Source organism: Pedobacter sp. 01N416 (genome assembly GCF_056399685.1).
In genome coordinates, this window is the sequence record NZ_JBFTRT010000074.1 from 1 (window position 1) to 12,148 (window position 12,148).

The following is a 12,148-nucleotide window of genomic DNA, read 5'->3' on the forward strand; positions in this document are numbered from 1 at the left end:
GAATAATATTGATTCCAAATCTGCTTACGTCTAAATTGAATTTCGTCTAAATTTTCCAGCTGTGCATATAAAAATGCCGCAATAATATCAGAGGGCAAAAATGACGATCCAATATCTACCCATCCATATTTATCTACCTCTCCTCTAAAGAACTGAGACCTATTTGTTCCTTTTTCTCTAATAATTTCAGCCCTTTCAGAAAATTTCTCATCATTTATTGCCAGCAGACCACCCTCTCCAGATATTATATTTTTAGTTTCATGAAATGAAAAAGCTGACAGATGGCCAATTCCGCCGAGTGGACTTCCTTTATAGTATGAATCTATAGCTTGGGCAGCATCTTCCACTACATATAAATTATATTTCTTCGCCAAAGCCATGATCTCATCCATATCGCAGGCTATTCCGGCATAATGCACCGGGATAATTACTTTTGTTCGATCTGTAATTAATGCCTCTATTTGTTTTATATCAATATTAGGATTCTCAGCACAGCTATCCGCGAAAACAATTTTGGCTCCACGCAAAACAAATGCATTTACGGTAGACACAAATGTATAGGAAGGTGCAATAATCTCGTCACCAGGCTTAATATCAATTAGTATTGATGCCATTTCCAAGGCATCCGTACATGATGTTGTTAATAGAGTTTTCTTGAAGTGGTATTTTTGTTCAAAAAAAGTGTGACACTTTTTCGTAAAGACACCATCACCAGAGATTTTTCCAGATAAAACTGCTTGATATAGATAATGGTTTTCTTTCCCCGTTAAAAACGGTTTATTAAAAGGAATTTTTTTTATTTCTTCCATAAATGAAATATGTATTCTAATTTATCCAAACTGTAGCCCATTTTTTCATATAAGTTACAAGCAGGAATGTTATCTAATTGAGTAACTATAGTTGCTTCTTTGACACTGTTTTCTTTATACCACTGATCAGCCATCAAAAGTAAATCGACACCAATTTTTTTCCCTCTATATTTTTCATCAACGGCAATAAGACCAATATTCCCTGCATATTCGGTTTTTTTCAAGGTTATAAAACCCACTTCGTTATTTGTAGGATCAACTGCAACTAATACTTCATCGGCTAATTCTCTGCTTAAAGATTTATCAATCCAAGTTCTATAGAGCCTTTCGTAGTTATAGTTTAAATTTCTATCTAAATTAAATCTCGAATATTTACCGCTTTGATAAACCATTTTTTCAAGATTAGAACTCAAATTTATTGCAGAATTAAAAGATAAATTATTAGTAAATTCTTTTTGATCAAAAAAAGATGATTTTTTGTAAGTTACTTTCTTGTCGTATAAGAGAGCGCCAAGGTTAGTAATATTCTTAATCAAACTAGGATTTGGCTCCGAAGCTACTATATAAATTAAATCGGCATTTAAATCTTGAATTTCAGTCTTTTCCTCGTCTGTAAAGTTATTATTTAGAGTAGCTTTATAAATTTTCTTGGAAAAAAAATTTGAATCCCATTCTACTAATTTACAAATCATTGCTAAATTATTTTCGTTAACGGATTACTCTTAAAATCTGAATAAGCCAGAGATATCCCATCAATAAGATTGGTTTTGTACTTCCATCCAAGTGATGTTAACTTTGAAACATCCATTAATTTCCGAGGGGTTCCATCGGGTTTCGATCTATCAAACCGTATTTCTCCTTTATAGCCTATAACGTCACTAATCATTAATGCCAAATCTTTAATACTCAAATCTTCTCCACAACCTATATTTACTAATCCACTATCATTATAACTTTGCATTAGAAAGTAACAGGCGTCAGCCAAATCATCAGCAAATAAAAACTCTCTTTTGGGAGATCCAGTACCCCATATTGTTACATAAGGAGCGTTTTGTGCTTTTGCATCATCAAATCGACGTATCAATGCAGGCAAAACATGAGAATTCTCTGGATGATAATTATCATTTATACCGTATAGATTAGTTGGCATTACTGATATAAAATTACAACCATACTGATTTCGATATGCATCACACATTTTAATGCCAGCAATTTTTGCAATCGCATAAGGTTCATTCGTCAATTCTAATTCACCAGTTAATAAGTATTCTTCCTTCAAGGGTTGTGGCGCCATTTTTGGATAAATACATGAGGAGCCTAAAAACATCAATTTTTTCACATTGGCATTTCTAGATGCTTCAATAACATTACTTTGAATCATCAAATTATCGTACAAAAATTCACCTCTATAAGTATTGTTGGCAATGATACCGCCGACCTTGGCAGCTGCTAAAAATACGTATTCTGGCTTTTCTAAATCAAAAAAATCATTTACGGCAGTCTGATCTTTCAAATTTAGCTCATTTGATAACCTAGTTACAATATTGCTAAAACCCTCACTTTTTAATTTCCGTAAAATCGCAGAGCCAACCATTCCTCTATGACCAGCAATGTAAATTTTAGCGGATTTATCATTTAAATAAACCTCAGACATTATTCGTACTGATTTTTAATAACATAGCCATGGGCTTTCAATAATTGTTCTTTGCTGAAATGATCAACATCCGCAGCTACCATCTCCTTTACTAAAGCAGCTAGGTCATATTTAGGAATCCAGCCTAACTTAGTTTTGGATTTTGTAGGGTCGCCAATTAAAAGATCTACTTCAGTTGGACGGAAATATGCGGGATCTACCCCCACAACCTCAGTCCCTAATTCAAGTTGATAACCTTTATTACCACAGGCAACTACATATCCTTTTTCTTCAATACCAGTTCCTTTAAATTCGATTGCAATACCAACTTCAGCAAAAGCCATTCGTACAAATTCTCTTACCCGCGTGGTAACTCCTGTTGCAATAACATAATCTTCTGCCACATCTTGTTGTAGGATCCGCCACATGGCTTCTACGTAATCTTTAGCATGCCCCCAATCTCGTTCTGCATCCAAATTGCCCAAATACAATTTGCTTTGTAAACCTTGAGCGATTTTAGCTACAGCTCTAGTGATTTTACGCGTTACGAAAGTTTCGCCACGTAAAGGACTTTCATGATTAAACAAGATGCCGTTACAAGCAAACATGCCATAGGCCTCCCGATAGTTTTTAGTGATCCAAAAACCATAAATCTTCGCGACGCCATATGGTGAGCGTGGATAAAAAGGTGWATTTTCATCATAAAATCCTTTATCATTTTTATTCTCCGGCATACCACCATACAATTCGGAAGTTGATGCTTGATATATTCTGGTCTTCTTTTCTAGCCCCAAAATTCGCACTGCCTCCAATATTCTTAGCGTTCCTATACCATCAACATTAGCTACATATTCGGGAGAATCAAAGGACACTTTCACATGACTCATCGCGCCTAGATTATAAATTTCGTCTGGTTGTACCTCTTGAACAATACGAATTAAATTGGTTGAATCTGTTAAATCCCCATAATGCAATTTAAATCTTACATTGTCCTCATGTGGGTCCTGATATAAATGATCAATACGATCAGTATTGAACATCGAACTTCTTCTCTTAATTCCATGAACCATATAACCCTTTTCAAGCAGTAATTCTGCTAAATAAGCACCATCTTGTCCTGTAATTCCTGTTATTAGTGCAGTTTTCATTTTATATTATCTTGCGTCATTTGAATTTACTAAATACCCTCTCAAAAATTGAACTTTTTTTGACCTCTCCATAATTACCGTAGCCGTAACCATACCCGTAATATTTGCTAACAATATCGTTCACAACTATACCCAGTTTCTTCATTTTACCTTTCTTGTAAAGATCTTCAACGATAGCTAACTGATCTTTATGGGTTACTTTTTGTCGAACTAAATACAGTGTCACGTCAGCATAGTTAGCCAACAGTTGGGCATCAGTAATTATCCCCACCGGTGGAGCATCCATGATGATATAGTCAAATTGCTTTTTTAATTCTTCTATCAGAACAGGCGTATGCTCACTCATTAAGGTCTCGGCAGGGTTTGGTGGTAAGGGCCCAGACGAAATAATAAACATATTTTTATTAATGGCAAGTTGCTTAATAATGCTTTGAATTTTAACATCACTACTTATGGTGTAATTACTAAAACCAATATCATTTGAAACACCTAACTTAGCCGAAAGGCCGGGTTTTCTTAAATCCAATTCCATCAACAATACCTTTTTCCCGGCCAGGGCTAAAATATTGCCTAAATTAATAGCTGTAAAAGATTTACCTTCTCCACTCATACTAGATGTAAGTAGTATAATTTTTTCTTCCTTACTTTTCAGATAAAAGGAAAGGTTTGTTCGCAGCGCACGGAATTGCTCAGAAATGGCTGATCTCTCTTTGTTAGCAACGATTAAATTATCATTATATTCATTGTGACTGATTTCTCCAATAACCGGGACATTGGTTTTTGCTGTAATATCTTCTTTTGTAGAAATGGTTGTATTAAAGAAATCAGAGATAAAGATAAATATAAGTGGTATAACTAAACCAGCAAAAAACCCTGCTAAATATATAACTTTTTGTTTAGGACTTATTGGCTCCACATTGGCTTTTGGTGGATCTATCGTTTTAGCAATTGAAATGTTAGAGGTTTTAGATATCGCAGTTTCTTCTGCTTTCTGCATTAGAAATATATAAAGCTCTTCTTTGATTTTTTGATTCCGAGCCAGCTTTAAATAATCTTTCTCAATTTGAGGAACACCCGATATCTTCCCTTCTGTTTGGTTTACTTGACTACGTAATTTATCCCGCGTTACAACAAAGGTATTTTTAGTACTCTGAATATTAGCCAATATTCCATTCCGTAATCCAGCGATTTGATCATCAATATTTTTAACAAAAGGACTTTCTTCAGTTACACTCAACAACTGTTTATCTCGTTCGATCAACAGTGCATTATATTGATTCATAATGCCTGAGAAAACCATATCCTGAGGAAGTAACGATGTTGGAAAAACACGTTTATTTTTACCTTCATCTTTGAGATATTTTTCCAAATCATCCAATATAGCAACTTGTGTTTCGGCCTTAGCTAACTCTGAAGCAAACTCCCCTGAGTTTTGAACTAAAAGTTTACCTTGTTCCGACATATCGGCAAGCTTATTAGTTTTCTTAAATTCTTCAACCCTACTTTCAACATCCCCCAGCTCATTAGCAATCTTGCCCAAACGGTTTTGGATAAATTTGGTTGTACTATCGGCTATTATATTTTTATCGTACAAGCTAGATGCAATATATTGTCCAATCAGGGTATTCAGAATATCCTCTCCTTTCTTTTGTAATGGATAAGATAATCCTAAATCTATAATAGTTACCTGTTTATTAGAAACCGTAACAGACAGATTCTTCATCAATGTGGCTACACGTTCGTCTAATGAAGTTATAAGTACGGCATATGTATTAGAAAAAGCATAGTTACCAAATTTTGGAACCAATTTTACCAGGCCGACATCATCTAACTTAAAGGGTTGGTTCCAAGAGACTTCTTTATCTATTTTTTTACCCTTTATTCTGAATTTACCATTATTAATTTTTTCTATATCGAGCGCAGTTGCTTTAATTGTATCAATTCCATTTATTATTTCTAATTTAAATGGCGCATCATAAATTTCTCTTTTAATAAAATTTTCTCTGGTACTATAGGTAATATTAAGTTCCATTTTACGAACTACCTGCTCCATCAAAAAACGTGTTTTGAGAATTTCAGCTTCATTATCGACAGAATTCTTGGACCCTAATAGTCCGCCTAAATCCATCAAAGCGCCCGCTTCTTTTGCCATACCCCCACCCTTTTCATCGTCATTAACCAGAACCCTAGCAGTGATCTGATAACTAGGAGCGGTAAATTTCACATATAAAAATGCAGCTAGTAAACAAATTATAATGCTCACAAAGAACCAGGGCCATTTTTCTACAACTTTTGAAAATATTTTTTTTAAATCAACACTTTCCTCTTCTTCTATATTCGGATTTTCTTGAAAATTATTCATGTATAAACTAAGCTCGATTATTATTTGAAACTACTTATTGCCAATACAATTACGGATATTACGGATGCGATTACACCTATGGTTTGTATCTGGGCAGAATTAGAGGCCGAAACCTTACGTTTGTTTGGCTCGACATAAACAACATCATTTTGCTTTAAATAATAATAGGGACTATTAAAAATTTCTGATGAGTTTAAGTCTAGTCGGGCGAATTCTTTCTTTCCGTTATTATCACGGATTACAAGTACATTTTCTCTGCGCCCATATATGGTCAGATCTCCAGCTAAACTCAAGGCATCAAGAATCGATACTTTCTCATTAGGCAATGTATAAGCTGATGGAGCATTCACTTCACCAAGAACACTAACTTTAAAATTAGCAAATCTCAATTGTACATTCGGTTCTTTATAAATATCTGTCGCTTTCCCTCTAATCAATTCCCTAGCTTGATAGGTTGTTAACCCTGCAACCTTAACTTTCCCGATTAAAGAAAGTTCAATCTCTCCATTTTTATCTACAAGAAATCCTGTATTTTGCGTAGAGAGGCTGCTATTTGTATTTCCTCCAAGGGCAGGAGTTGCAGCTGCTTGATTAACGATGGCACCACTTTGAGGATTCAGGGTAAAAACATTTATACTTAAGATATCATCTGTCTGTATTACAGGCTCAGTATAGGCTGTTGCATTTTCAAGCTTCGCACTGTTAACACCCTGTATATCTTGAAAGTAAGCTATTTTTTTATTACTCACACAAGATGAGCTTAAGGTAATAATTAACAATACGATTATTAATTTCACCTCTCTTTTCATGTTATTTTTTTTATTCATAGGTATATATCCATTTAAAATGAAAATGATCATTTTAAACAGCTTGCAAACTTAATCATTTAATTGTAATATCTAAAAACGATTAATTTTAGAAATTTGAATATTTTACATCAAGTTTTTATATTAAACCTTTAACATAATTTGTAAATTGAAAGAGTATTCCATTTAAAGCACTCTTAAGCATAAATAGAACTAAATGTCTCTTGATTTTTAAAACTGTAATGACCTATGAGATCATGCAACCTACCTGATTGTACCGCATCAGTTAAGGTAAGCAAATGCTTATCATGATGAAGGTCAGTTCCTGCTAGATCATACATTTTTTCCTTTAATAGCATCTCGGCCAATTGTTTCACATCGCGCCCATAATACCCCAAAACAGATAGTAGGTTTAACTGTAATAAACAGCCTTTTTCTTTAAACCTCTTTAATCGGCTTTTATCTTTAAAATAAAATGTATAACGTTCTGGGTGTGCTAAAATTGGCTTATATCCTTTAATTTCGATATTAAATATGGTTTGACTAATATCAGGGCTTTCAGATAGGTAAGACATTTCTATAAGTAAATGCTTTTGATCCAACGGGCATAAATCTTCATCCAGAGTAAAATCCTGATCTATCATATACTCCGCACCCGCTCCTAATTTGGTTGATATATTTTCCTTGTTAAGTACTTCTTGTAGATTTTCTTTAACATTATCGATACTTACTTTCGTATTTGGATAGAGCTCTTTATAAATATGAGGGGTCGCAATTAATTGAGCAAACCCCAGCTCCGTAAGCGATTTTACAAATCGAACGGAAGTTTCCATATCAGGAGAGCCGTCGTCAATACCTGGCAGGATATGCGAATGAATATCAACGCCTAACCAGGAGATATCAGTTACTTTATTCTTTTTTGAAAAAAAATTTAACATATTTATAACAATGGAATATCAAATTAAATCGCCTTATCATATCACTCGTTTATAAACGAAACAATCACTGCAATAATATGCGAATTGAAAGTATTATTTACCGAACAACAAAAGTATTCTAATTAACGAGTTAAATTTAAGAAAATTCATGCTATTTTCCAATAAAGAGTAGATTAAATCAGACAAATAGTCGAAAATGATGCTTTAAAAAGATTCTACAGCTTAATTTGTGCAAGAGAATTAACAAAAATATAACTTATACACGATCAACAGTACTTCAGAAATGTTATTCAAAATAGTTAAGGCTTTAAAACACCCCTTAAAATATCATCTTTTTTCATAAATGAAGATCAGAAATGACCATATCGTTAACCAAAGCTGCTAAATCGTATTTACTACCTTTACCCATTCTTCTTACCAAGCTCACACTAGCCAAGCCTTTTGCTGCTTTATACATTTCCTTTTATCGGCCATTTTTACATTGTTTGTTTACCTTTTAGGTAATAAAAAGGTAAAGAATAGGTAAGCATGGGGTAACCCTGGGGTTAACTTGGTATAGAGAAAGGGTAAACAAAGGGTACAGAAGGGGTAAACAAATATTAGTGTTATATAGCAATATTATAACCTTGCATCCGCCAAATCTCTGTTGATAAAGGATTTGGTATCGAAAATAATCGAACCTTTTGCTTTAAAGTTAGCATAATCGATATGCAAGAACTGCTGGTGGGCCACTGCTAAAATGATTACATCATAATACCCGAAATCATCATTTTGAATCATCCGGATATTATATTCAGCCTCCACTTCAGCTGCATTGGCCCAGGGATCGTATACATCAACGTCCATACTAAACGATTTCAATTCTTTGTAAATATCAATTACCCGGGTATTTCGGGTATCGGGGCAATTCTCTTTAAAAGCGAAACCCAATATTAGGGCCTTAGCGCCATTGATCACTTTATCTTTGGCCACCAGCATTTTGATCACCTTATTGGCCACAAACATCCCCATATTGTCATTCACCCTTCTGCCAGATAGGATTACTTCAGGCTTATAGCCTAATGACTCTGACTTATGTGCTAAATAATAGGGATCTACGCCAATACAATGGCCACCAACCAAGCCGGGTTTATAGTTTAGAAAATTCCATTTGGTTGCAGCAGCAGCCAATACATCTGTTGTATCAATGCCCATGCGATCGAAAATTAAGGCCAGTTCGTTTACAAAAGAGATATTTACATCCCGCTGCGCATTTTCTATTGCTTTTGAGGCTTCTGCTACTTTAATGCTGGGTGCCAAATGGGTACCTGCCGTAATAATTGATGCGTAGAGTTGATCAATTTCAGCAGCAATTGCAGGCGTAGAGCCTGATGTTACCTTTTTAATTTTGGTAAGGGTATTAATTTTATCTCCAGGATTAATCCGTTCTGGGGAATAACCACAGAAAAAATCGATATTATATTTTAATCCTGAAATTTTTTCTAAAACAGGTACACAATCTTCTTCGGTGCAACCTGGATAAACAGTTGATTCATAAATGATGATATCACCTGTTTTTAATACAATACCTAACATTTTACTGGCCGCAAGTAAAGGTTGCAGATCCGGCCTTTTAAGATGGTCGATAGGGGTAGGGACGGTAACGATATAGATGCTGCATTTGGYCAGGTCGGCTAAATTGGCACTCAGGGTTAATCCCATCTCCGATGCCGAAATTACAGTTTTCAGATCTTCCAGATTGGCTTCATTTGTTCTGTCCTTTAACTGATTTAACTCCGCTACCCGCTCCTCATTCGTATCAAAACCAATTACTTTATATTTCTTAGCAAATTCGATTGCCAGGGGTAAGCCTACATAACCTAAACCAATAATAGCAATCTGATTTTCTGTATTCATTTTTTCTTTCGGTAATTGGGCAAATATAAGATAAATGTAGAATGCTTAATTCTTTTAACCACAAAGGACACAAAGAGAAAGCGCGAAGTACGCAGCGTTGGATGGAGCGTAATGCTTAAATGAACTTATATCTTATATGGTAATAAAGATTGCATATGCATTTTAGAGATCCTTCGCTGCGCTCAGGATGACAAAAATCCCAAATAAAAGAAAATCACCAGTCAATACAATGGCATTGAATGGTGATTTATTATTTTGAGTATATTAACTGTAGTCGAATTTGTTATTTAATCTGCTTCAAGAGATAACTTCCATAACCACTCTTAACCAGAGGTGTAGCAATAGCCCTAAGCTGTTCTGCGTCGATAAAGCCCATACGATAAGCGATTTCTTCAATACACCCGATTTTTAAGCCTTGTCGCTCTTCAATAATCTGCACAAATTGCCCTGCCTGCATTAAAGAGGTAAAAGTCCCGGTATCTAACCAGGCTGTTCCACGGCTTAATACGCCTACCTTTAATTTACCTCGTTCTAGATAGATTCGGTTCACATCGGTAATTTCGTACTCGCCACGAGGTGAAGGTTTAATATTTTTGGCAATTTCTACAACCTCATTATCATAAAAATACAATCCTGGTACTGCGTAGTCTGATTTGGGTTGAACAGGTTTTTCTTCAATAGAAATTGCTTTTTTATCAGCATCAAACTCAACCACACCGTAACGTTCTGGATCTGAAACCTGATAGGCAAATACCACACCGCCATCGGGATCGGAACTGGCCTGTAATAATTTGGCCATACCATCGCCATGGAAGATATTATCGCCTAACACTAAAGCTACCTTATCTTGACCGATAAATTCTTCGCCAATCACGAAAGCCTGTGCTAAACCATTCGGCTCGGCCTGTACGGCATAACTAAATTTACAGCCTAAAGAAGCACCATCCCCCAATAATTTCTCAAAATTTGGCAGATCGTGTGGGGTAGAAATAATCAGAATTTCTTTTATCCCAGCCAACATCAGCGTAGATAAAGGATAATAGATCATCGGTTTATCGTAAACCGGCATCATCTGTTTACTACAAGCCAAAGTTAAAGGATGCAAACGGGTTCCGCTGCCACCAGCTAAGATTATACCTTTCATATTCTAGTCATTAGTTCATTGGTCATTGGTTCATTGGTCATTGCAGACCTAAATGAAATAATGATACCTATTTATTGTATTTTAATTTGTTTTATACATTCCACCAAACTATCTCTCCAATAAGGGATTTCAATATTAAATGTATTTTTTATTTTAGATTTATCCATTACCGAAAATGCTGGCCGTGTGGCTTTGGTTGGGTAAGCAGACCCTGGAATAGGATTCACTTTAACCGCCGTTTCGCTGATATCAAAAATGGCCTTTGCAAAATCGAACCATGAGGTTACACCTTCATTGCTATAATGGTATACTCCGTACGAGGTAGATGAAGATGCGATAATATCAAAAATAGCATTTGCCAGATCAATCGCGTAGGTTGGCGTACCCACCTGATCGGCAATAATATTCAGCTCGTCACGCTCCGCACCAAGTTTAAGCATGGTTTTCACAAAATTATTGGCGTATTCAGAATACAACCAGCTGGTGCGGACAATAAAATGGGTTGGCAGCTTGGATGAAACTACTTTTTCTCCATCCAGTTTGGTTACACCATAAACATTGATTGGTCTAGCCTCGTCGTCTTCCTTTAGTAATTTTACTTCATTCCCTTCGAAAACGAAATCAGTGGAAACATGTATAAGCGTTGCCCCATTTACCAGACAAGCTGAGGCCAGGTATCCCGCACCTGTTTCGTTAATTGCTTTAGCCAGCTCAACTTCATCCTCTGCTTTATCTACAGCAGTATAAGCGGCACAGTTAATCACAAAAGCAGGTTGCGCAGCAGCTAACAGATCATTCAAACCAGATTCATCCAAAATATTGGCATCCTGCTCAGCTGGAAAAACAATTTCTGTAATTCCTCTTCGCTCCGCAACCACCTTTAAGCACTGGCCTAACTGTCCGCCGGCACCAATTACTAATATTTTGCTCATATATGTTGTAAAGCTGAAAAGGGGTTTAAAAGTAAATCTTTATCAGATACCGCCTGATCTTTCTCCGGAATTAACCAATCGATATTCAGGTCCGCATCGTTATAAATTACGCCGGTTTCTGAAGCTTTATTGAAAAAATTATCGCATTTGTATAAAAATTCTGCCGTTTCGCTCAATACCGAAAAGCCATGTATAAAACCTCTTGGTATATAAAGCTGTAATTTATTCTCTGCACTTAAGCGTATGGCAAAATGTTTACCATAGGTTGGTGAGCTTGGACGTACATCTACCGCAACATCCAATACTTCCCCCTTGGTTACACGGACTAATTTGGCTTGTGCAAATTCTCCGGTTTGGGCATGTAAACCTCTAATTACACCGTAAGAAGAATAAGATTCGTTATCCTGAACAAACCTGCCTGATAAACCCGTTTTTTCTTCGAATGTATTTTGGTTAAAACTTTCAAAAAAATACCCCCGG

11 protein-coding genes are annotated in these 12,148 nt (G+C 35.6%); all 11 read right to left on the reverse strand.

Going from position 1 to position 12,148, the window contains the following annotated elements; all coding sequences use genetic code 11:
- Positions 1-809: dTDP-4-amino-4,6-dideoxygalactose transaminase (gene rffA / locus AC1DND_RS06390; RefSeq protein WP_477580037.1), on the reverse strand; the 809-nt coding region annotated here is incomplete at its 3' end.
- On the reverse strand, positions 797-1,501 hold the full coding sequence (locus AC1DND_RS06395; protein WP_477580039.1) for a GNAT family N-acetyltransferase: 705 nt from the start codon (positions 1,499-1,501) through the stop codon (positions 797-799). The genes rffA and AC1DND_RS06395, both read right to left, overlap by 13 nt.
- Positions 1,502-1,503: 2 nt before the next feature.
- Entirely contained in the window at positions 1,504-2,463 is a 960-nt protein-coding gene (locus AC1DND_RS06400; protein WP_477580040.1) for a GDP-L-fucose synthase family protein, read from the reverse strand.
- Complete coding sequence (gmd, locus tag AC1DND_RS06405) at positions 2,463-3,590, reverse strand: GDP-mannose 4,6-dehydratase (protein WP_477580042.1); 1,128 nt, start codon at positions 3,588-3,590, stop codon at positions 2,463-2,465. Before gmd ends, AC1DND_RS06400 begins: the two co-directional genes overlap by 1 nt.
- 16 nt (positions 3,591-3,606) lie before the next feature.
- Positions 3,607-5,952 (reverse strand): GumC family protein, encoded by a 2,346-nt coding sequence (locus tag AC1DND_RS06410; protein ID WP_477580044.1) that lies wholly within the window; start codon positions 5,950-5,952, stop codon positions 3,607-3,609.
- A 20-nt stretch (positions 5,953-5,972) separates the two neighbouring features.
- Positions 5,973-6,779, reverse strand: coding sequence for a polysaccharide biosynthesis/export family protein (locus tag AC1DND_RS06415; RefSeq protein WP_477580046.1), 807 nt, complete (start codon positions 6,777-6,779; stop codon positions 5,973-5,975).
- A 176-nt stretch (positions 6,780-6,955) separates the two neighbouring features.
- On the reverse strand, positions 6,956-7,696 hold the full coding sequence (locus AC1DND_RS06420; RefSeq protein ID WP_477580048.1) for a tyrosine-protein phosphatase: 741 nt from the start codon (positions 7,694-7,696) through the stop codon (positions 6,956-6,958).
- A gap of 618 nt (positions 7,697-8,314) precedes the next feature.
- A complete protein-coding gene (locus AC1DND_RS06425) occupies positions 8,315-9,592 on the reverse strand; it encodes a nucleotide sugar dehydrogenase (protein WP_477580050.1) in 1,278 nt (425 codons plus the stop codon).
- A gap of 283 nt (positions 9,593-9,875) precedes the next feature.
- The gene (rfbA, locus tag AC1DND_RS06430) at positions 9,876-10,736 is read right to left on the reverse strand and encodes a glucose-1-phosphate thymidylyltransferase RfbA (protein WP_477580052.1); all 861 of its coding nucleotides are present in this window, start codon (positions 10,734-10,736) and stop codon (positions 9,876-9,878) included.
- A gap of 71 nt (positions 10,737-10,807) precedes the next feature.
- Positions 10,808-11,668 (reverse strand): dTDP-4-dehydrorhamnose reductase, encoded by an 861-nt coding sequence (rfbD, locus tag AC1DND_RS06435; protein WP_477580054.1) that lies wholly within the window; start codon positions 11,666-11,668, stop codon positions 10,808-10,810.
- The coding region (gene rfbC, locus AC1DND_RS06440) for a dTDP-4-dehydrorhamnose 3,5-epimerase (protein WP_477580056.1) at positions 11,665-12,148 on the reverse strand (484 nt) is incomplete at its 5' end. The genes rfbC and rfbD, both read right to left, overlap by 4 nt.

What these genes read in the sequence shown, in the direction of transcription:
- AC1DND_RS06395 (WP_477580039.1), bottom strand. Translation starts at nt 1,501, where the DNA reads ATGATTTGTAAATTAGTAGAATGGGATTCAAATTTTTTTTCCAAGAAA.
- AC1DND_RS06400 (WP_477580040.1), bottom strand. Translation starts at nt 2,463, where the DNA reads ATGTCTGAGGTTTATTTAAATGATAAATCCGCTAAAATTTACATTGCT.
- AC1DND_RS06410 (WP_477580044.1), bottom strand. Translation starts at nt 5,952, where the DNA reads ATGAATAATTTTCAAGAAAATCCGAATATAGAAGAAGAGGAAAGTGTT.
- AC1DND_RS06415 (WP_477580046.1), bottom strand. Translation starts at nt 6,779, where the DNA reads ATGAATAAAAAAAATAACATGAAAAGAGAGGTGAAATTAATAATCGTA.
- AC1DND_RS06420 (WP_477580048.1), bottom strand. Translation starts at nt 7,696, where the DNA reads ATGTTAAATTTTTTTTCAAAAAAGAATAAAGTAACTGATATCTCCTGG.
- rfbA (WP_477580052.1), bottom strand. Translation starts at nt 10,736, where the DNA reads ATGAAAGGTATAATCTTAGCTGGTGGCAGCGGAACCCGTTTGCATCCT.
- rfbD (WP_477580054.1), bottom strand. Translation starts at nt 11,668, where the DNA reads ATGAGCAAAATATTAGTAATTGGTGCCGGCGGACAGTTAGGCCAGTGC.